At 55.4% G+C, this 21,293-nt stretch carries 17 protein-coding genes; 3 read left to right on the plus strand and 14 right to left on the minus strand.

All coding sequences use genetic code 11. The features are described from left to right. Positions 1-12: 12 nt before the first annotated feature. Positions 13-3,240 carry a carbamoyl-phosphate synthase large subunit gene (gene carB, locus ACX8ZY_RS16705; protein WP_010253739.1) on the minus strand — a complete coding sequence of 1,076 codons (3,228 nt, stop codon included), beginning with the start codon at positions 3,238-3,240 and terminating at the stop codon, positions 13-15. Positions 3,241-3,254: 14 nt separating this feature from the next. Then, positions 3,255-4,403 (minus strand): glutamine-hydrolyzing carbamoyl-phosphate synthase small subunit, encoded by a 1,149-nt coding sequence (gene carA, locus ACX8ZY_RS16710; protein WP_010253731.1) that lies wholly within the window; start codon positions 4,401-4,403, stop codon positions 3,255-3,257. 115 nt (positions 4,404-4,518) lie between these two features. Here carA and ACX8ZY_RS16715 point away from each other — a divergent pair, with 115 nt between their 5' ends. Further along, on the plus strand, positions 4,519-4,686 hold the full coding sequence (locus ACX8ZY_RS16715; RefSeq protein ID WP_160166498.1) for a hypothetical protein: 168 nt from the start codon (positions 4,519-4,521) through the stop codon (positions 4,684-4,686). Positions 4,687-4,872: 186 nt separating this feature from the next. Here ACX8ZY_RS16715 and dapB read toward each other — a convergent pair whose 3' ends face one another. From dapB to ribF, 6 genes are all read right to left on the minus strand, one after another. After that, positions 4,873-5,688 (minus strand): 4-hydroxy-tetrahydrodipicolinate reductase, encoded by an 816-nt coding sequence (dapB, locus tag ACX8ZY_RS16720; RefSeq protein WP_010253726.1) that lies wholly within the window; start codon positions 5,686-5,688, stop codon positions 4,873-4,875. 223 nt (positions 5,689-5,911) lie between these two features. Further along, positions 5,912-6,865, minus strand: coding sequence for a 4-hydroxy-3-methylbut-2-enyl diphosphate reductase (gene ispH, locus ACX8ZY_RS16725; RefSeq protein WP_010253724.1), 954 nt, complete (start codon positions 6,863-6,865; stop codon positions 5,912-5,914). Next, positions 6,846-7,316 (minus strand): FKBP-type peptidyl-prolyl cis-trans isomerase, encoded by a 471-nt coding sequence (gene fkpB / locus ACX8ZY_RS16730; protein WP_010253720.1) that lies wholly within the window; start codon positions 7,314-7,316, stop codon positions 6,846-6,848. Before fkpB ends, ispH begins: the two co-directional genes overlap by 20 nt. Before the next feature lie 3 nt (positions 7,317-7,319). Further along, positions 7,320-7,826 carry a signal peptidase II gene (lspA, locus tag ACX8ZY_RS16735; RefSeq protein ID WP_010253719.1) on the minus strand — a complete coding sequence of 169 codons (507 nt, stop codon included), beginning with the start codon at positions 7,824-7,826 and terminating at the stop codon, positions 7,320-7,322. Further along, on the minus strand, positions 7,826-10,642 hold the full coding sequence (gene ileS / locus ACX8ZY_RS16740; protein WP_421665097.1) for an isoleucine--tRNA ligase: 2,817 nt from the start codon (positions 10,640-10,642) through the stop codon (positions 7,826-7,828). Before ileS ends, lspA begins: the two co-directional genes overlap by 1 nt. Positions 10,643-10,671: 29 nt before the next feature. Further along, positions 10,672-11,601, minus strand: coding sequence for a bifunctional riboflavin kinase/FAD synthetase (ribF, locus tag ACX8ZY_RS16745; protein ID WP_010253714.1), 930 nt, complete (start codon positions 11,599-11,601; stop codon positions 10,672-10,674). A 306-nt stretch (positions 11,602-11,907) separates the two neighbouring features. Between ribF and rpsT the strand changes: the two genes are divergently transcribed. Continuing rightward, a complete protein-coding gene (gene rpsT / locus ACX8ZY_RS16750) occupies positions 11,908-12,171 on the plus strand; it encodes a 30S ribosomal protein S20 (RefSeq protein WP_008925553.1) in 264 nt (87 codons plus the stop codon). A 38-nt stretch (positions 12,172-12,209) separates the two neighbouring features. Here rpsT and nhaR read toward each other — a convergent pair whose 3' ends face one another. The 4 genes from nhaR to dnaK all read right to left on the minus strand — a co-directional run bounded on the left by nhaR (position 12,210) and on the right by dnaK (position 18,293). Further along, a complete protein-coding gene (nhaR, locus tag ACX8ZY_RS16755; protein WP_033770947.1) occupies positions 12,210-13,118 on the minus strand; it encodes a transcriptional activator NhaR in 909 nt (302 codons plus the stop codon). Between the two features lie 30 nt (positions 13,119-13,148). Further along, entirely contained in the window at positions 13,149-14,327 is a 1,179-nt protein-coding gene (gene nhaA / locus ACX8ZY_RS16760) for a Na+/H+ antiporter NhaA (protein WP_010253702.1), read from the minus strand. A gap of 805 nt (positions 14,328-15,132) precedes the next feature. Next, positions 15,133-16,278 (minus strand): molecular chaperone DnaJ, encoded by a 1,146-nt coding sequence (gene dnaJ / locus ACX8ZY_RS16765; RefSeq protein ID WP_010253699.1) that lies wholly within the window; start codon positions 16,276-16,278, stop codon positions 15,133-15,135. A 104-nt stretch (positions 16,279-16,382) separates the two neighbouring features. Continuing rightward, positions 16,383-18,293 (minus strand): molecular chaperone DnaK, encoded by a 1,911-nt coding sequence (dnaK, locus tag ACX8ZY_RS16770; RefSeq protein ID WP_010253698.1) that lies wholly within the window; start codon positions 18,291-18,293, stop codon positions 16,383-16,385. Between the two features lie 302 nt (positions 18,294-18,595). On the opposite strand from dnaK, the gene satP reads away from it, so the two are divergent. Beyond that, on the plus strand, positions 18,596-19,165 hold the full coding sequence (gene satP / locus ACX8ZY_RS16775; RefSeq protein WP_010253696.1) for an acetate uptake transporter: 570 nt from the start codon (positions 18,596-18,598) through the stop codon (positions 19,163-19,165). A gap of 51 nt (positions 19,166-19,216) precedes the next feature. Here the strand turns inward: satP and ACX8ZY_RS16780 are convergent, their stop codons facing one another. Both ACX8ZY_RS16780 and mog read right to left on the minus strand, forming a co-directional pair. Continuing rightward, positions 19,217-20,524, minus strand: a complete 1,308-nt coding sequence (locus ACX8ZY_RS16780; protein WP_421665098.1) for an MFS transporter — start codon at positions 20,522-20,524, stop codon at positions 19,217-19,219. 106 nt (positions 20,525-20,630) lie between these two features. Further along, entirely contained in the window at positions 20,631-21,218 is a 588-nt protein-coding gene (gene mog / locus ACX8ZY_RS16785; protein ID WP_010253692.1) for a molybdopterin adenylyltransferase, read from the minus strand. Between the last annotated feature and the right edge of the window lie 75 nt (positions 21,219-21,293).

Here is a 21,293-nt window from a genome sequence, read left to right on the forward strand (position 1 = left end):
CATTACATCGCCTTACATCGCCTTGATCTGGGCATGCATCTCCTGAACGGAGATAACCTGTTCCGTCGGGTCTGCATTCAGCGCCATCGCGGTGGCGAAGCCGCCGTTCAGCGTGGTGTCGTAGTGCACTTTATACTGCAGAGCACTGCGGCGAATCAGTTTCGAATCTTCAATCGCCTGACGACCCGCCGTGGTATTGACGATGTAGCTATACTCGCCGTTCTTCAGACGGTCCTGAATGTGCGGACGCCCTTCGTGCACCTTGTTCACCAGGCGCGGATTGATGCCCGCTTCGCCCAGCACAACCGCCGTGCCATGAGTCGCATCCAGTTCGAAACCAAACTTCTGCAGCTTAGCGGCCAGGTCGACAATACGTTTCTTGTCGCCTTCACGCACCGACAGCAGCGCACGGCCCGACTTCTTCATGTTGCTCTGTGCGCCCAGCATCGCTTTGGAAAACGCCTCAGCGAAGGTGCGGCCCACGCCCATGACTTCACCGGTAGAGCGCATTTCTGGCCCCAGAATCGGGTCAACGCCCTGGAACTTGTTAAACGGCAGCACCACTTCTTTGACAGAGTAGTAAGGCGGAATCACCTCTTCAGTGACGCCCTGCTCTGCCAGCGTTTTGCCTGCCATCACGCGCGCGGCAACTTTCGCCAGCGGGACACCGGTCGCTTTAGAGACGAACGGCACGGTACGCGCCGCGCGAGGGTTAACTTCGATCAGGTAGACTTCGTTGTCTTTCACCGCGAACTGGACGTTCATCAGGCCACGAACGTTCAGCTCAAACGCCAGCTTCTCAACCTGCTGGCGCATCACATTCTGAATCTCCTGACTCAGGGTGTAGGCCGGCAGTGAACAGGCGGAGTCACCGGAGTGGACGCCAGCCTGCTCGATGTGTTCCATGATGCCGCCAATCAGCACCCGCTCACCGTCGCAAATCGCATCAACATCCACTTCGACCGCATCATCCAGGAAGCGATCCAGCAGCACCGGTGCATCGTTGGAAACCGAGACCGCCGTCTGGAAGTAGCGCTTGAGGTCGATCTCGTCGTAGACGATCTCCATGGCACGGCCACCCAGCACATAAGAAGGACGCACCACCAGCGGATAACCCAGACCCGCGGCTTTCTCAACCGCCTGCTCCAGTGTCGCCACCGTGGCGTTGGCGGGTTGCTTCAGGTTCAGGCGATCAACCGCCTGCTGGAAACGTTCACGGTCTTCAGCACGGTCGATAGAATCCGGGCTGGTGCCGATAACCGGTACGCCTGCGGCTTCCAGCGCACGCGCCAGTTTCAGCGGAGTCTGACCGCCATACTGCACAATCACACCTTTTGGCTGCTCAATGCGCACAATCTCCAGCACATCTTCCAGCGTGACCGGCTCGAAGTAGAGGCGATCAGAGGTGTCGTAATCGGTCGAGACTGTTTCCGGGTTACAGTTGACCATAATGGTCTGGTAACCATCTTCACGCAGCGCCAGGGCGGCGTGAACGCAGCAATAGTCGAATTCGATACCCTGACCGATACGGTTTGGCCCACCGCCCAGAATCATGATTTTTTCGCGATCCGGACTTGGATTGGCTTCGCACTCCTCCTCATAGGTGGAGTACATATAGGCGGTGTCTGTCGCGAACTCTGCGGCGCAGGTATCCACGCGCTTATAAACCGGGTGCAGGTTAAACTGCTGACGCAGCTTGCGGATTTCGCTCTCTGCCACGCCCGCCAGTGTCGCCAGCCGTGCATCAGCAAAGCCTTTACGCTTCAGGGCGCGCAGGAACGTCTCATCCAGGCTATTAACCCCTTCACGGGCAACCTGCTCTTCCAGCCGCACCAGCTCTTCGATCTGCACCAGGAACCAGCGGTCAATATTGGTCAGGTTGAACACGCCATCCACTGACATGCCGGCACGGAAAGCGTCTGCGATGTACCAGATGCGGTCTGAACCGGCATCTTTCAGCTCACGGCGGATGCGGGTTAATGCTTCCGGGTCGTCGAGGTGGACTTTCGGGTCGAAGCCGTTAGCGCCTACTTCCAGGCCGCGCAGCGCTTTCTGCATGGATTCCTGGAAAGTACGACCAATTGCCATCACTTCCCCGACCGACTTCATCTGCGTGGTCAGGCGATCGTTGGCACCGGCAAATTTTTCGAAGTTGAAACGCGGGATCTTGGTGACAACGTAGTCGATGGAAGGCTCGAACGAGGCTGGCGTTAAACCGCCGGTGATATCATTCATCAGCTCGTCGAGGGTATAGCCGACCGCCAGTTTGGCCGCCACTTTAGCAATCGGGAAACCGGTCGCTTTGGAGGCCAGCGCCGAGGAGCGTGACACGCGCGGGTTCATCTCAATGACAATCAGGCGGCCATCTTTCGGGTTAACCGAGAACTGCACGTTGGAGCCACCGGTTTCAACACCGATCTCACGCAGTACCGCCAGCGAGGCGTTACGCATGATCTGATACTCTTTGTCGGTCAGCGTCTGGGCAGGTGCCACCGTGATGGAGTCACCGGTGTGGATCCCCATCGCATCGAAGTTTTCAATTGAGCAGACGATGATGCAGTTGTCGTTTTTATCGCGCACCACTTCCATCTCATACTCTTTCCAGCCAATCAGCGACTCATCAATCAGCAGCTCATTCGTCGGTGAAAGGTCCAGACCGCGTTCGCAAATCTCTTCAAACTCTTCGCGGTTGTAGGCGATGCCGCCACCGGTTCCGCCCATAGTAAATGAGGGACGGATAATGCAGGGGAAACCGACATCTTCAGCCACGGCCAGCGCTTCTTCCATGGTGTGCGCAATGCCGGAGCGCGCGGTATCCAGACCGATGCTTTTCATCGCCACGTCGAAACGACGACGATCTTCTGCTTTGTCGATCGCATCAGCCGTTGCGCCGATCATGGTGACGCCAAACTCTTCCAGCACGCCATGACGTTCCAGCTCCAGCGCACAGTTCAGCGCTGTCTGACCGCCCATGGTCGGCAGTACCGCGTCCGGGCGCTCTTTTTCGATGATTTTGCGCACCACTTCCCAGTGAATCGGCTCAATGTAAGTCGCATCAGCCATTTCCGGGTCGGTCATGATCGTCGCCGGGTTGGAGTTCACCAGAATGACACGGTAACCCTCTTCACGCAGCGCTTTACACGCCTGCGCACCGGAATAGTCAAATTCGCAGGCCTGGCCGATCACAATCGGACCGGCACCAAGAATCAGGATGGATTTTAGGTCTGTACGTTTTGGCATGAATTAGCTCCTGATTACTTCGCTTGCAGACGGAATGCGTCAATCAATTCAATAAAGTGGTCAAACAGCGGCGCAGCATCGCCTGGGCCCGGGCTGGCTTCCGGGTGTCCCTGGAAGCTGAATGCGGGCTTGTCAGTGCGGTGAATGCCCTGCACGGTTTTATCGAACAACGAAATGTGAGTTACACGCAGGTTAGCGGGAAGATTGTTCTCATCGACCGCAAAACCGTGGTTCTGCGCGGTGATCATCACGCGATTGTTATCGAGATCTTTCACCGGATGGTTGCCGCCGTGGTGGCCCAGCTTCATCTTCACGGTCTTAGCCCCGCTGGCCAGCGCCAGCAGCTGATGACCCAGACAGATTCCGAACACCGGGATCTCTGTTTTCAGGAAGGCCTGAATTGCGCTGATGGCGTAGTCGCACGGCTCCGGGTCGCCAGGACCGTTGGAGAGGAAGATGCCATCCGGATTAAGCTTAAGTACTTCTTCCGCAGGCGTCTGTGCCGGAACGACGGTCAGACGACAGCCGCGATCGACCAGCATCCGCAGAATGTTGCGCTTGGCACCGTAATCGTAAGCCACCACATGGTAAGGCAGTGATTCAGCGTCGGCCTGCTCTGGCAGCCCTCCCTCCAGCGTCCAGCTGCCCTGCTGCCAGCTGTAGGTCTCAGTGGTGCAGACCTCTTTCGCCAAATCCATCCCTTTCAGTCCCGGGAACGCCTGAGCTTTTTGCAGCGCCAGCGCGGCATCCGGATTATCGCCCGCAATGATGCAGCCGTTTTGCGCACCTTTCTCACGCAGCAAGCGCGTCAGCTTGCGGGTATCGATATCGGCAATCGCCACGATGTTGTTGCGCTGCAGGTAGGCGGATAAGCCCTCTTCACTACGGAAGTTGCTGGCAATCAGCGGCAGGTCACGGATAACCAGGCCCTGCGCATGAATCTGGCTGGATTCTTCGTCGGCGGCATTGGTGCCGACATTACCGATATGGGGATAAGTGAGAGTAACGATTTGGCGGGAATAGGAAGGATCAGTGAGGATTTCTTGATAACCGGTCATTGAGGTATTGAAAACGACTTCTCCCACTGCCGACCCTGTTGCCCCGATGGCCCGACCGTGGAATTGGGTTCCGTCTTCCAGAACCAAGAGCGCTGACTTAATCAAAACATCCTCCAGGGAATAAACAGTCACAATATCTGCATATTAATTCAAAATAGCCGCCTGAATCAATGCAAAAACCGCCTGAATTGTCGATTTTTGGCAAATTGCGCGCATTCTAATGATCGCCCTGGCCATTGTCTACCCTGCGGCGGGATTTTTTCACCCTTATCTGCCTTCTGAGGAAAATAACGGGCATAAGCAGCAAAAAGAGAGGAAAACTCGGCGGAATAATCGTTTGCCAGGCAGCGTAAAAGCAAAACAGAAGCAGCGCGGCCTTTATTTTTGACCAAATGGTCAAAAACAGCATCCGGCAGAGCAAATAAATGAAGAAAACAGGCAAAAAAAGAAGTCAGAGCTAACTTTTATATCGGGAAGGCACATTTAAGGTAAAATTAAGGGCAATGAAAACATTGCCCCTTTTCAATCAAGCGATTATCGATTGAAACAACCACATCACGATGGTTCACAACACTTACAACATCGACAAATCCAGCACATCCCGCATATCAAACAGGCCAGATTTCTTATCTTTCAACCATAAAGCGGACTTAACCGCGCCATTTGCAAAGGTCATACGGCTTGAAGCCTTGTGGGTTATCTCTACGCGCTCGCCAATATCTGCAAACATCGCAGTATGCTCACCGACGATGTCGCCCGCGCGTACTGTCGCAAAACCGATGCTCTGCGGCTGGCGTTCGCCGGTGTGGCCCTCACGCGTATAGACCGCATGCTCATCCAGTTTCCACTGCATCGCATCGGCAATCGCCTCACCCATCGCCAGCGCGGTTCCGGAGGGCGCATCCACTTTATGGCGGTGGTGCGCTTCAACGATCTCAATGTCCGCATACTCCCCCATCACTTTGGCAGCCTTCTCCAGCAGCTTCAGCACCAGGTTAACCCCCACGCTGAAGTTAGCGGCGAATACAATAGGGATATCTTCCGCCGCGGCCCGAATGGCCGCTTTGCCTGCTTCATCAAAACCGGTGGTGCCGATCACCATCGCTTTGCCCTGCTCACGGCAGATCGCCATATACTCCAGCGTGCCTTCCGGGCGGGTGAAGTCGACCAGCACATCAAAATCGTTAATCACCGCGCGTAAATCGTCAGCGATGATGATGCCATTTTTTCCGATGCCCGCTAATTCACCAGCGTCGCTGCCGGTCAGCGATGAGCCCGGGCGAGCCAGTGCCGCACCCAGTTCTGCGCCTTCTGCCTGCTGCGTCGCCTGAATCAGATTACGGCCCATACGGCCCGGCGCGCCCACAATAGCAATGCGGATTGTGTTCATATTTATTCATTCCTAAAACAAAACTATGCATCCAAAGCGTCATCAGGTTAACGATGAGTTAACAGTCACGCCACTATTAATCCGTGATAATAAGAATTTTATGCCAGCCGCCCGTGATTATCAGTAAAAGCAATCACCGCAGCAAATAACGACTTTTTTTGTCAGATTCAAAAAACAAAAAAGGCCGAACAGAGTCGGCCTTTTTATCAGTAATATCGATGAGTTACTGCACGTTACGCACTTCGACACGCAGCTCTTTGGGCACTTCGAAGACAATATTCTCTTCACGGCCAATCAGCTCAATTGCCGCTTCGCCGCCCAGTTCACGCAGCCGCTGGATCACCTGCTGCACCAGAATATCGGGCGCTGACGCGCCTGCGGTGACGCCGATGCAGGCCACGCCTTTTACCCACTCTTCCTGAATATCATCCGCAGAGTCGATCAGCTTCGCCAGCTTACCGGCACGCTGAGCCAGCTCAGCCAGACGGTTAGAGTTAGAGGAGTTCTTCGACCCCACCACCAGCACCACTTCCGCATCTTTAGCCAGAGTACGAACCGCTTCCTGACGGTTGGTGGTGGCGTAGCAGATATCATCTTTACGCGGCCCGATGATCGCCGGGAAACGCTGACGCAGGGCATCAATGATGTCAGAGGTGTCATCCACAGAGAGCGTGGTCTGCGTCATGAAGCTCAGATTGTTTTCGTCTTTTACTGTCAGTCTGAAGACATCTTCCGGTGACTCCACCAGATACATGCCGCCATTAGGGTTGTTGTACTGCCCCATGGTGCCTTCAACTTCCGGATGACCTGCATGACCAATCAGTATTGCCTCAACGCCTTTACGGCTGGCGCGAGCCACTTCCATATGCACCTTGGTCACCAGCGGACAGGTGGCGTCAAACAGCATGGTCAGATTGCGCGCTTTGGCTTCGGCACGCACCGCCTGAGAAACACCGTGCGCAGAGAAGATCAGAATCGCGTTATCCGGCACTTCACTGATCTCTTCAATGAAGATGGCACCACGCTCACGCAGGCTGTTTACCACGTAACGGTTATGCACCACTTCGTGACGGACATAGATTGGCGCGCCATACATCTCCAGCGCGCGCTCAACAATACTGATGGCACGATCAACGCCAGCGCAGAAGCCGCGCGGATTAGCTAACAGGATTTGCATCGTTGGCCTCCAGTGCGGGATCGATTTCCAGCACCTCTACATCAAACTGAATACGACGACCTGCCAGCGGATGGTTGAAATCCACAGTGATAGAGTCACCAGAGATTTCACGGATCACGCCAGGCATTTCACTGCCGCCCATGCCGCTGAACAGCATGATGGCTCCCACTTCCGGCTCACCCGCATCGATAAAGTCCCGACGCGAGAAATACTGGATCAGGTCAGGGCTGACGCCGCCAAAGGCGTCGTCCGGTTCCAGGGTAAACTGTTTAGTTTCACCCGCTTTCAGCCCCAGCAGTGCCTGCTCAAGTGCCGCAGAGAGGCTGCCATCACCGAGACGGAACAGCGCGGGCTTGCCGTTTGCACGGGTCGATTCCGCCGTCGAGCCATCTTCCAGCTTCAGCGTAAAATGCACCAACACCGCGCTTTCGCGCTGTACGGACTCAGTCATCACTTACCCTTTCTGTTTAGCCTGTTTGCCGTTCGGGCTGAAAAAGCCCTCCAGCACCACCAATGCAGCACCGATACAGATGCCGCAGTCAGCGATATTAAATGTAGCGAAGTGCCAGTTACCGACATAGAAATCGATAAAATCGACCACAAAGCCATGGTATGAGCGATCAAACAGATTGCCTATCGCGCCGCCGATGATCAGGGCATACGCGATGTTAGCGATCTTCTGACTGGCATGATTACGATACATCATCACGACCAGTGAGATCACGATAGCCAGCGCAATACCGGCAAAGAACCAGCGCTGCCAGCCGCCTTTGTCCGCCAGGAAACTGAACGCCGCGCCGTAGTTGTGCGCGTAGAACAGGTTCAGGTAGGGCATCAGTGGCTGGGTTTCATGCAGCATCATGTTGTTCATCACCCACTGCTTGCTGGCGAAGTCGACAACAATCACCACCAGCACCAGCCACAGCCAGCGCAATCCGGTTGATAAAATAGGTTTACGCATCAGGCAAATTCACGCTGTTCGCCGTCACCGGCTACGTTAGTGTAACAACGACCACAGACCTCAGCATGCTCAGGATTCTGTCCGACGTCGGTAGTGTAATGCCAGCAGCGCTGACATTTCTCGCCTTCCGCCTTGTGCAGCGCGATTTTCAGACCTTTCAGCAGCTCACTCTGCTGCGCTTCGTCGTTCGCCAGGGCGTAATCAGCCACCTGTGCGCCAGAGGTCAGCAGCACAAAGCGCAGCTCATTACCCAGCGCCTGCAGTTTAGCCGCCAGCTCCGGATCGGCATAGAGCGTGACCGTTGCTTCCAGTGCGCCACCGATACGTTTATCCGCACGCGCCTGCTCGATCACCTTGTTCACTTCGCCACGCACTTTCAGCAGCTCAGCCCAGTAGGCGTCATTCAGCGCTTCATCTTCAGCCAGGCCAAACAGCCCCTGATACCACTCTTCGGTAAAGACATACTGCGCACGTTCGCCCGGCAGGTAGCCCCAGATCTCATCCGCCGTAAAGGACATGATCGGTGCCATCCAGCGTACCAGCGCTTCGACGATATGCCACAGCGCGGTCTGGCAGCTGCGACGCGCCAGGCCATCGCCTTTCGCGGTGTACTGACGATCCTTGATGATGTCGAGATAGAAGCTGCCCATCTCAATTGAACAGAACTGCATCAGACGCTGGATCACTTCGTGGAAATCGTAGTTCTCGTAAGAGGCAACGATATCGGCCTGTGCCGCCTGAGCGCGACCGACGGCCCAGCGATCCACCACCACCATCTCTTCCGGTTTCACCAGATCGGTAGCCGGGTTAAAGCCGCTGAGGTTAGCCAGCAGGAAACGCGCGGTGTTACGGATGCGGCGATAGGCATCGGCAGAACGTTTAAGGATCTCATCGGAGACCGCCATTTCGCCCGAGTAGTCGGTTGATGCCACCCACAGGCGCAGAATATCGGCGCCCAGTTTGTTCATCACATCCTGCGGCGCAACCGTGTTACCGATCGATTTCGACATCTTGCGGCCCTGACCATCCACGGTGAAACCGTGTGTCAGTACCTGACGATAAGGCGCTTTGCCCTTCATCGCCGTGGAGATCATCAGCGAGGACATAAACCAGCCGCGATGCTGATCGGACCCTTCCAGATAGAGGTCAGGCGCATGTCCGTCAAATTCCGGACGCGCATCAACCACGGAATAGCTGGTTGAACCGGAGTCAAACCAGACATCCAGCGTATCCGGCACTTTTACGTAATGATCGGCATCGTCGCCCATCAGCTCGCGCGGATCGAGATCCCACCAGGCCTGAATCCCCTCCTGCTCAACGCGCTGCGCCACTTTTTCCATCAGCGCCAGCGTGTCCGGGTGCAGCTCTTCGCTCTCTTTATGAACGAACAGCGCCATCGGTACGCCCCAGGTACGCTGACGAGAGATACACCAGTCGGGACGGTTCGCCACCATCGATTCGATACGCGCCTGGCCCCAGTCCGGGATCCACTGTACGCCTTTGATCTCCTTCAGCGACTGCGCACGCAATCCTTTCTGATCCATGCTGATGAACCATTGCGGCGTGGCGCGGAAAATAATCGGCGTTTTATGGCGCCAGCAGTGCGGGTAGCTGTGCAGCAGTTTCTCAACGTGCAGCAGCGCGCCCTTCTCTTTCAGCAGCTCAACGATCATGTCGTTGGCTTTAAAGACGTTGACTCCATCCAGCGTCGGATAGGTGCCTGGCAGATAGCGGCCATCCGGTCCGACCGGATTAGCGGTTTCGATGCCATATTTCTGACCGATAACATAGTCATCCGGGCCGTGGCCAGGTGCCGTGTGGACTGCACCGGTACCCGCTTCCAGGGTGACGTGATCGCCCAGTACCACCAGCGACTCAAGCGCCAGGAACGGATGCTGGAATTTCTGCAGCTCCAGCGCCGCGCCTTTACATTCGCCCAGTACCTGCCATTCGCTGACGCCCGCGCGCTTCATCACGCTCTCGACCAGATCTTTTGCCAGGATCAGCGCGCGACCGTCGATCTGCAGCAGCTGATACTCAAATTCCGCGTTTAACGAGATGGCGCGGTTAGCCGGCAGCGTCCACGGTGTCGTCGTCCAGATCACCAGTGAAATCGGACCATTAACCTGTGCCACACCAAACGCCTGACGCACCGCGTCGGCATCAATGGCGTTGAACATCACATCAATCGACGGTGACGTTTTGTCGTAATACTCCACTTCCGCTTCTGCTAAGGCAGAACGGCAATCCAGGCACCAGTGCACGGGCTTCGCGCCTTTGTGCAGGTGGCCGTTGCCGATGATTTTACTCAGCGCACGAATGATGTTGGCTTCGGTACCGAAATCCATGGTCAGGTAAGGGCGATCCCAGTCGCCCAGCACACCCAGACGGATAAAGTCCGCCTTCTGGCCTTCAACCTGTTCCGCGGCGTATTTGCGGCACGCTTCGCGGAATTCAGCAGCGGTGACTTTCTCGCCTGGCTTGCCGATCATCTGCTCAACTTTGTGTTCGATTGGCAGACCGTGACAGTCCCAGCCCGGCACATACGGCGAGTCATAACCCGCCATGCCTTTCGACTTAACGATAATGTCTTTCAGAATCTTGTTAACGGAGTGACCAATATGAATGCTGCCGTTCGCATACGGAGGGCCATCATGCAGGATAAAGTTTTTTTTCCCTTTTTTGGCTTCGCGGATGATGCCGTACAGATTGTCGGCATACCAGCGTTGCAACATTCCCGGTTCGCGTTTGGCCAGATCGCCACGCATCGGGAATCCCGTTTCCGGCAAATTCAGGGTAGATTTATAGTCACTCATCAGATTCTCGATTCCGTTTTTCGCTCAGGTTAAAGCAGCCCAAAGAACTGCCGGGCCGTTACCACATCGTTCGCAATTTGTTCTTTCAACGCCTCCAGTGAGGCAAAGCGCTGCTCGTTTCGTATTTTCTGTTTCAGCACCACATCAATGTGACGACCATAGAGATCCATATTGATGTCGAGCAGGTGAACTTCAAGCTGCTGGCGTAAACCTTTTACGGTCGGACGGGTGCCGATATTGGCGACGCCTGGCAGTGGCTCGGGCGTCAGACCCCGTACCTCCACCGCATAAACCCCTTTCACCGGCGAGACGCTGCGGCGTAAAGGGAGGTTCGCCGTGGGGAAACCCAGCGTGCGTCCCAGTGCATCACCGTGCACAACGCGGCCGGAAATAGTGAAAGGGTGACCAAGCAGCGACTGCGCCAGCGCTAAATCATCCACGGCCAGCGCCTGACGCACGGCAGTACTGCTGATTCGCTTACCGCCATCACAGAAGGTTTCGGTGCTGACGACCTCAAAGCCGTACTCCGCACCGGCTTTCTGTAATAACAGGAAATCACCCTGGCGACCAGCGCCGAAGCGGAAATCATCGCCTACCGCAAGGTACTTTACGTCCAGCTTTTCGACTAACAGGTCACTGATAAAACGCTGGGCGGACAAGGCCGCAAAGCGACGGTCGAACCGCACGCACAACACTTTATCGACGCCGGCTTCCGCCATGTATCGCAGTTTTTCACGCAGACGCGTCAGACGAGCCGGCGCTTTGTCACCGGCAAACAGCTCCAACGGCTGTGGCTCAAAAACCATGACCACCACCGGCAGATTACGCTTACGTCCCTCTTCACACAGCCGCGACATCAGCGCCTGATGCCCACGGTGCACGCCATCGAAATTACCAATGGTCAGAACGCAGCCGCGATGCTGCTCGTTAAGATTATGAATACCGCGGATAAACTTCATGGCTGGCCCAAACCGGTGGAAATCGGCGGATTATACCCTTGAAAGCGACTCAGGTTAACCCGTCAGCACGCCTTTCATGCTTTAGGCGCTGCATTTCCTGTTGCAGAAGCGCATGTTAAGAATTTTGTCGCGAAATACTGTATTCAGCGAGGGGAAGCTGGTAGAATCCTGCGCCATCAAATACGTAACCGAGTGCCGCTCTCAGGGCGACGCTTATTTGCACAAATCCATTGACAAAATCAGGTTAGAAGGGCATAGTCCTCGGCCTTTGATTTGTCTCTATAGAACACATTTGGGAGTTGTACCTTGGCTAATATCAAATCAGCTAAGAAACGCGCCGTAACATCTGAGAAACGCCGTAAGCATAACGCTAGCCGCCGCTCTATGATGCGTACCTTCGTTAAGAAAGTATACGCGGCGATCGCTTCAGGCGACAAAGCTGCTGCGCAGAACGCATTCAATGAAATGCAACCACTCGTGGACCGTCAGGCTGCTAAAGGTCTGATCCACAAGAACAAAGCTGCACGTTATAAGTCTAACCTGACTGCACAGATCAACAAACTGGCTTAATCGCCTGTTGTTAATCGCTTTGTTAAAAAAGCCGGCGCTTACGCCGGTTTTTTTTCGTCTGTACCCTGGCGGGGAAAGAGTTCGCTGAAGTCTGCGTGACAGAGTCGCTGCACCGCCGGATGCTGAATCATCCGCTCCGCGAAGAGTATGTGATACTCCTCTGATACCGCGTCGAGCCGCCCGACTTCATATATCCCCTCACGTTGACCCATCTCCAGCAAAGGCGCGACAAAAATCGCATTCTGTCGCGCACCAAACGCCGTCATCAGTGCCGCATCATCAAACTCACCGAGAATCTCCACCTGCACTCCCTGGGTGCTGATCCAGTTGAGGATTTTGCGCCCCAGCATGGAGCGGCGCCCCGGAATCAGCAGGGGACGCGTCTCCAGGCAGGCCGGAAAAGAGAGATCGCTGAGCGGCTGGGTTGACCAGAAGCTGATCGGGCATTCCCCCAGCTTCACCGAAAACAGCCCTTCCTGTTGGGTGGGGTCGATGGAGCAGTCAGAAATAATCATATCCAGCTTATGCTGACTGAGCTGCTCCAGCAGCATTTCGTGGGTCGATTCAAAACAGCGCAGATGAATTTTCTCCTCTGCGACCACCGCCGTCTCCAGCACCTTGCTGACCAGCTGCTTTGAGAGCGCATCTGCCACGCCAACATCCAGCAGCAGATGAGACTCTTTGCGGTAATTCACAATATCCAGCATCTCCTGACTCAGCATAAACATGCGGTCAGCATAGCGAAAAACCAGCTGCCCCAGCTCCGTCGGTACCAGGCCCCGTCCCTGACGCCGGAACAGCTTGCCCTGCAGGCGCTCCTCCAGTGCCTTAATCTGCCCGGTAATGGTCTGTGGCGTCAGGGAGAGTGCCTCTGCTGCCGCCGTAATTGATCCCGCACGGCAGGCGTGCCAGAAGTAGTAGAGATGATTGAAATTGAGCTGATTCATAGAAAAAAGGAGGCTTACGCCTCCTCTCCATTAGCGCAGTTTAATTCGCAGCAGCGTATAGCCGATGACGGCTGAAAGCAGAGAGCCGGTCAGAATGCCCAGTTTAGAAAAGGTCACCAGCTGTTCATGCGCGGCATCAAAGGCCAGCGAACTGATAAAAATTGACATAGTGAAGCCAATTCCGCACAGCACACCAATCGCCATAATATCGCGTATGGTTGTGCCGTTGGGTAATACTGCCAGCCGCAGTTTTACCGCCAGCCAGCAGAAGAGCGTAATGCCTAATGGCTTACCGATTAACAGGCCGAAGATGATGCCTGACGGTTCAGGCGAGAGGACATCACTCAGCGTAATGCCAGCAAGTGAGATACCGGCATTAGCAAAGGCAAACAGCGGCAGAATCATCCAGTTCACCCACGGCATCAGACCATGCGCCAGATGTTCCGCCGGGGAGTGCCCCTCTTTCTTCTCCAGAGGCACGAAGAAGCCCACAATGACGCCAGCCAGGGTTGCGTGGACGCCCGACTTCAGCACGGCGGTCCAGAGTACGATACCCACCAGTATGTAGACTGAGATTCTACGGACGTTAAAGCGGTTCAGGAGTGCCAGCACGACAATTGCGCCTGCAGCCACGCACAGGGAGAGCACTGAGAGGTCACTGGTATAGAACAGAGCGATAATCACAATGGCACCCAGGTCATCAATAATCGCCAGTGCCATCAGAAAGACTTTCAGCGCAACAGGAACACGGCTGCCCAGAAGGGCCAGCACACCCAGCGCAAAAGCAATATCGGTTGCGGTAGGAATGGCCCAGCCGTTACGTGCAATCTCATCACCATGGTTGAAAAGCAGGAAGATCAGAGCGGGTAACGCCATGCCGCCTATTGCCGCGATGACCGGGAAGATAGCCTTGTCACGGCTGGCAAGTTCGCCGACCATCAACTCACGCTTTACTTCCAGGCCAATAACCAGAAAGAAAAGCGCCATCAGCGCATCGTTGATCCACAACAGCAAGTTTTTGCTGATATCCAGCGCCCCGAAGCGGATTTGTACCGGTTCATTCAGCAACGCCTGGTAACCCTGGGCGGTAGCGGCCGTATTGGCGAGGATCATCGCCGCGACCGCCGCCACGATCAACATCACGCCATTGCTGGCATCACTTTCAATAAAACTTTTTAGCAGATTTTTTAATTTGCGCGGCTTGTTCAACGTTCATCTTCCTGAGCAGAGACAGAATGTTAAACAGTGTAACGATTCATATAGTTCGTTAAAAGCAGCTTATACCGCGCTATATGCTCGGTTTCGCCGAGCAGTAATAGCAGTAAACGTCGACATTTTTATGAGTGCTGCGGTAAGGGAGAGATAATGCAGCCATCACAGGCAGGGGATTTAAAGTAAAAAAAAGCGGAGCCGGGGCTCCAATGCTGGTCAGTTAAGATTAGATTTGTAAAGGCTGTCACGGTCAAACGTGGCAGCTTTTTTTCCGGGCGAGCGAGCCGCAGTGCGGGCCTGAGCACCTCTGCTGCTGCCGGGCCGTCCTCGCGCCGCTCACGCGGTACCTTCGGCTTTGACGGCGTGCCGACGAACCGTTCGGGGATCGGCCCTCCCTGGCCGGCCCCGAACTGTCCACGCTTCCCGGCGTGGACTTCTGGCCCGCCGTCACGCCTCAGCGCTGCGGATAGCCCTTTCAGCAGCAGAGGCGCTCAGGCCTCCACTCTCGTGCCCTTTTTAACACTACACACTGAAGTTTCAGAGCAGGCTGGGGTCGGGCAGGGGCAGGTAATCCGCAGCGCTGAACAGAATGAGTCTGCCAGGAGAGCCCGCAGGACGCGGGCGAAAGGCGGGGCGGCACAGGATGTGCCATCCCCGCCGGTCCGTCAGGCAGAGGAATGAAGTGAAGGAACCGCGCAGCGGCGCGAGGACCGCCAGCCCCTGCGCGGCACCAGACTGCGTTATCACCTGTCGCTTAACTGACTGGCATCAGAGCCGGAGCTCCGCTTTTTATCAGGCAGACTTAACGAGTCAGATCATCAAAGAATTTTTTCACGCCGTCGAAAAAGCTCTTGGAGCGTGGGCTGTTATGCTCGCCGCTCGGGCCGCCAAAACTCTCTTCCAGTTCACGCAACAGCGCTTTCTGTTTCTCATTCAGGCTGACCGGTGTTTCCACCACGACACGACACAGCAGATCGCCGACCGCGCCGCCACGCACAGATTTCACGCCACGTCCGCGCATGCGGAACAGCTTGCCGGTCTGAGTTTCTGACGGCACTTTCAGCTTCACGCGACCATCCAGGGTCGGTACTTCAATCTCACCGCCCAGCGCTGCCATCGCAAAGTTGATCGGCACTTCACAGTAGAGATTGTTCTCTTCACGCTCGAAGATCGGGTGTTTCTTCACCGAGACCTGAACGTAGAGATCGCCTGCTGGTGCGCCCTGCTCGCCCGCTTCGCCTTCGCCGCTCAGACGAATGCGATCGCCGGTGTCGACCCCTGCCGGGATTTTCACTGACAGCGTTTTCGACTTCTCAACGCGGCCATGACCATGACAGGCGTTGCACGGATCTTTAATCACCGAGCCGCGACCATGACAGGTCGGACAGGCCTGCTGAACGGTGAAGAAGCCCTGGCGCATCTGCACCTGGCCTGCACCGTGACAGGTTGAACAGGTTTGTGGCTGCGTTCCCGCTTTCGCGCCGCTGCCGTGGCAGACGTCACACTCTTCCAGCGTTGGAATGCGGATCTCTTTGGTCACGCCGCGTACCGCTTCTTCCAGCGACAGCTCCATGTTGTAGCGTAAATCGGCGCCACGGGATGCGCGCTGACGGCGTCCACCACCAAAGATGTCACCGAACACGTCGCCAAAGATATCGCTGAAGTCTGCGCCGCCGCCACCAAAGCCGCCGCCGCCGTATCCACCGCCACCCATACCGCCCTGTTCAAAGGCTGCATGACCATATTGATCGTAGGCCGCACGCTTCTGCGCATCGGTCAGGATTTCGTACGCTTCCTTGACCTCTTTGAATTTGGCTTCGGCTTCTTTGTCACCGGGATTACGGTCCGGGTGAAATTTCATTGCCAGGCGTTTGTAAGCCTTTTTGATTTCACGCTCGTCCGCGGATTTGGCGACGCCTAAAATCTCGTAGTAATCACTCTTCGCCATGTTTATTTAGCCCTTAACATGATCGCACGGGCGTGGAGAGATCTCCTACGCCCGTGCTGGTTTCAACGGCTGTCAGGCCAACCGTCGCGCCCGGTCAGGGGCAATTATTTCTTGTTGTCTTTCACTTCTTCGAATTCAGCATCGACAACGTCGTCATCTTTCTTCGCTGACGCGTCACCGGCATCCGCTGCACCCGCCTGAGACTGCTGTGCCGCTTCCATCAGTTTGCCGGACACTTCCATCAGCGCCTGCATTTTGGCGTCGATTTCCGCTTTGTCTTCGCCTCTCAGCGCAGTTTCCAGCGCGGCCAGAGCGGCTTCGATTGGCGCTTTGTCATCAGCTGACAGTTTGTCGCCCGCTTCTTCCAGCTGCTTACGCGTGCTGTGGGCAATCTGATCGCCCTGGTTACGCGTCTGTACCAGCTCTTCGAACTTGCGGTCAGATTCAGCGTTCGCTTCCGCATCACGCACCATTTTCTGGATCTCTTCATCGCTCAGACCTGAAGAGGCTTTGATGGTGATTTTCTGCTCTTTACCGCTGTTCTTATCTTTCGCTGACACGTGCAGGATACCATCCGCATCGATGTCGAAGGTCACTTCGATCTGCGGCAGACCGCGTGGCGCGTTCTGGATACCGTCGAGGTTGAACTGGCCCAGTGACTTGTTGTCATTGGCGCGCTTACGCTCACCCTGCAGCACGTGAATGGTCACGGCTGACTGGTTATCTTCAGCAGTCGAGAAGACCTGGCTGTGCTTGGTTGGGATGGTGGTGTTCTTGCTGATCAGCGAAGTCATCACACCACCCATGGTTTCGATACCCAGTGACAGCGGGGTAACGTCCAGCAGCAGCACGTCTTTCACGTCGCCACCCAGTACACCACCCTGAACCGCAGCACCAACCGCGACCGCTTCGTCCGGGTTCACGTCTTTACGTGGCTCTTTACCGAAGAACTCAGTCACTTTGGCCTGAACCAGTGGCATACGAGTCTGACCACCCACCAGGATGACGTCGTTGATGTCTGAAACAGACAGACCCGCATCCTGCAGCGCAACTTTCAGTGGCGCGATTGAGCGAGCAACCAGATCTTCAACCAGTGACTCCAGTTTAGAGCGGGTCACTTTGATGTTCAGGTGCTTAGGACCGGTCGCATCTGCCGTGATATATGGCAGGTTAACGTCGGTCTGCTGTGCAGAAGAAAGTTCGATTTTCGCTTTCTCTGCCGCTTCTTTCAGACGCTGCATCGCCAGTGGATCGTTGTGCAGATCGATGCCCTGGTCTTTCTTGAATTCAGCAACCAGATAGTTAATCAGGCGGCTATCGAAGTCTTCACCACCCAGGTGGGTATCACCGTTGGTCGCCAGAACTTCAAAGGTTTTTTCGCCGTCAACTTCGTCGATCTCAATGATTGAGATATCGAAGGTACCGCCACCCAGGTCATAAACCGCGATGGTGCGGTTACCCTGGCCTTTATCCAGACCGTATGCCAGTGCAGCAGCAGTCGGTTCGTTAATGATACGTTTGACTTCCAGACCTGCGATACGGCCGGCGTCTTTGGTTGCCTGACGCTGCGCATCGTTGAAGTAAGCAGGTACGGTAATAACCGCTTCAGTCACTGGCTCACCGAGGTAATCTTCGGCGGTCTTTTTCATTTTCTTCAGCACTTCAGCAGAGATCTGCGGCGGTGCCATTCTCTGACCTTTCACTTCCAGCCATGCGTCGCCGTTGTCAGCGCCGGTGATTTTGTACGGCATGATTTTAATATCACGCTGTACTTCTTCGTCCTGGAAGCGACGACCGATCAGACGCTTAATTGCGAACAGGGTATTCTGCGGGTTGGTCACTGCCTGACGTTTAGCCGGTTGACCGACCAGAATTTCGCCATCCTGTGTATACGCAATAATTGAAGGCGTGGTGCGATCGCCCTCGGCATTTTCCAGCACGCGTGCTTTAGTGCCATCCATGATCGCAACACAAGAGTTGGTTGTACCCAGGTCAATACCAATAATCTTACCCATCTAAACATCTCCCACTTAAATTCGTTGCCAATTTGGGTTGTGAACCTTTTATGTGGGCGGGTTGTTTGCATTCAACTGCCAGCACATGCTTTTTTTCCAACGTTCACAACGCTCGATGACAAGTAAATGGGGCCGCTTCGATGCGCATCAAGGGCTAAACCAAAAAAAAATTTTTACCTTTGGCCCTGTCGGGATCAAAGAACGCTGCCACAACGCTGAATATGATGCGTCGCCTTGTTCCCCTCAGGGAGCAGGACGAAATCCGTTTATTACATCAACGATCATTTTACTGCCGAGGAACTATGGCAAATTCAACGCTGGCTAACCCTGCCCCGCTGGGATTAATGGGATTTGGCATGACGACCATTTTGCTGAACCTGCACAACACGGGCCTGTTTGCCATGGACGTGGCGATTTTAGCCATGGGCATTTTTTATGGCGGGATTGCGCAGGTGCTGGCCGGTCTGCTGGAGTTTAAAAAGAACAACACTTTCGGGCTGACCGCCTTTACCTCTTACGGCATGTTCTGGTTAAGCTTTGTGGCGATCCTGCTGTTACCTGAAATGGGTCTGGCAAAAGCGCCAGACGAACGTTTCCTGGGGGCCTGGCTGGCACTGTGGGGCATTTTCACGCTGTTTATGTTCGTCGGTACGCTGAAAGGTGCGCGGATGCTGCAGTTTGTTTTCGGCTCGCTCACGCTGCTGTTTCTGCTGCTGGCCGTGGCTCATCTTATGCACCTGCCGGCGCTGGTGGTCTCCGCGGGCTGGGTCGGGATACTCTGTGGAGCCAGCGCCTGCTATCTGGCGATGGGTGAAGTGCTGAACGAAACCTTTGGCCGCACCATTCTGCCGATTGGCGCGAAATCACTCTAAGCCTGCCTTTACGCATAAAAAAGACGCGGAGCCTGGCTCCGCGTCCCCGCATTACAAAGAGTTAATCCCCTGCTGCAGGCCAGGCTCGTGGCTGACATCACGCCGCAGCCAGATCCCCGTCAGCAATCCTACCAGCGCCAGCGCCATCACATACCAGCAGGGTGCCATCTCTGAGACGTTCATCAGCAGCGACACAAAGATCGGTGTCAGCCCGCCAAAGATCGCATAGGAGAGGTTGTAGGAAAATGAGAGTCCGGTAAAACGCACTTCTGCCGGAAAGGCGCGCACCATCACAAAGGGCACCACGCCGACGATACCGACGCTGAGACCCGCCACACCATAAAGCAGGAAGAGCTGCTGTGGATAGAGGGCGGTCAGGTGATAAAACTGCCAGCTACAGATCGCCAGCAGCAGGCTGCCGACACACAGCGTACGACTGGCACCAAAGCGATCGGCCGCGAGTCCGGCAATAATGCAGCCAATGCAGAGCATTACGGTGGAGATGCTGTTGGCCTGCAGGGTCAGCGCGGGCGCGATGCCCTGCTGTTTTTGCAGCCAGACCGGCGACATCAGGATCACCACCACGATGCAGGCGGAGAGCAGCCAGGTCAGCAGCATAGAGATGACAATCGACTTTTTATGCTCTGCCAGCACGGTCTTCAGCGGCAGAGTTTCAGCCAGCGCTTTACGCTGCTGCATCTCAATAAACACCGGTGTCTCATGCAGCCAGCGACGCAGGTACATCGCGACCAGCCCGAACACGCCGCCGAGGAAGAACGGGATGCGCCAGCCGCCATCATGGATCGCCTGCTGCGACATTGAGGTATTGATCAGCGTGGCCACCAGCGAACCCAGTAAAATGCCGATAGTCAGCCCGGCCGTCAGCGTGCCGCAGGCGATGCCGATACGTTTATAGGGCACGTGTTCCGCGACAAACACCCAGGCGCCCGGCACTTCACCGCCAATCGCCGCGCCCTGTAACATCCGCATCAGCAGCATCAGCAGTGGCGCAGCAATGCCAATCGTCTGCCAGGTGGGTAAAGCGCCCATCATCAGGGTCGGCAGCGCCATCAGCAGAATGCTCAGGCTGAACATCTTTTTGCGCCCGAGCTTATCGCCAAAATGCGCCATCACGATGCCGCCCAGCGGACGAGCCAGATAGCCTGCGGCAAAAATGGCAAACGTCTGCAGCTGACGTAGCCATTCCGGAATATCCGAAGGGAAAAAGAGTTCGCCAATCACGGTGGCGAAGAAGACGAAGATAATGAAGTCGTAGAATTCCAGCGCGCCGCCCAGCGCGGCCAGCGCCAGGGTCTTGTAATCCTTACCGGTCAGACGCTGAGTGTGAGTCGGATTCATAATATTCCAGAGGCAAAAGAGATAAAGTTGTAAAGATCTTATTACTATACCGTCAATCTTTTGCCACACCAGCAAGGCTATAGCTTATGCCTGAAATGGGGAATATTTAGTTATTTATCTCACGTATAGCGCTTTTAGGCCGAAATGCTGCTACTACGCTGGAATGCGTTTCGACGTAAGGCCCTTCCAGCAACTGTAAACAATAAGGTACAGATGCAAAGATGCCGTGAACTTTTACGTTGCCCTGCTCATCCTTCAGCCCTTCCAGCGTCTCTTTGATCGACTTCGGCTGACCAGGCAGATTGAGGATCAGCGACTGTTTGCGGATCACCCCGACCTGACGCGACAGAATCGCGGTCGGCACGAACTGCAGGCTAATCTGGCGCATCTGCTCACCAAAACCAGGCATTTCACGATCGGCAACGGCTAAGGTGGCATCGGGCGTGACATCACGTCGGGCCGGACCGGTGCCGCCAGTGGTTAACACCAGATGGCAAAAACGTTCATCGACCAGTTCGCAAATCGCCTGCTCAATCATCGGCTGCTCGTCGGGCACCAGTCGGGACTCAATCTCAAACGGGCTGCTGATTGCGCTGCCGAGCCAGCTCTCCAGCGCGGGAATACCCTGATCCTGATAAATGCCGTTCGCGGCGCGATCGGAGACCGAGATCAGGCCAATGCGTAATGTATTCATGATTAGCTTCGCTGTGATTTACCGCGGTGCGGTTGGAGTAAAAGGGGAATAGCCGAGAGGATAATATAAAGTGAA

Source organism: Pantoea sp. XAF26B01_ASV70 (assembly GCF_054512635.1).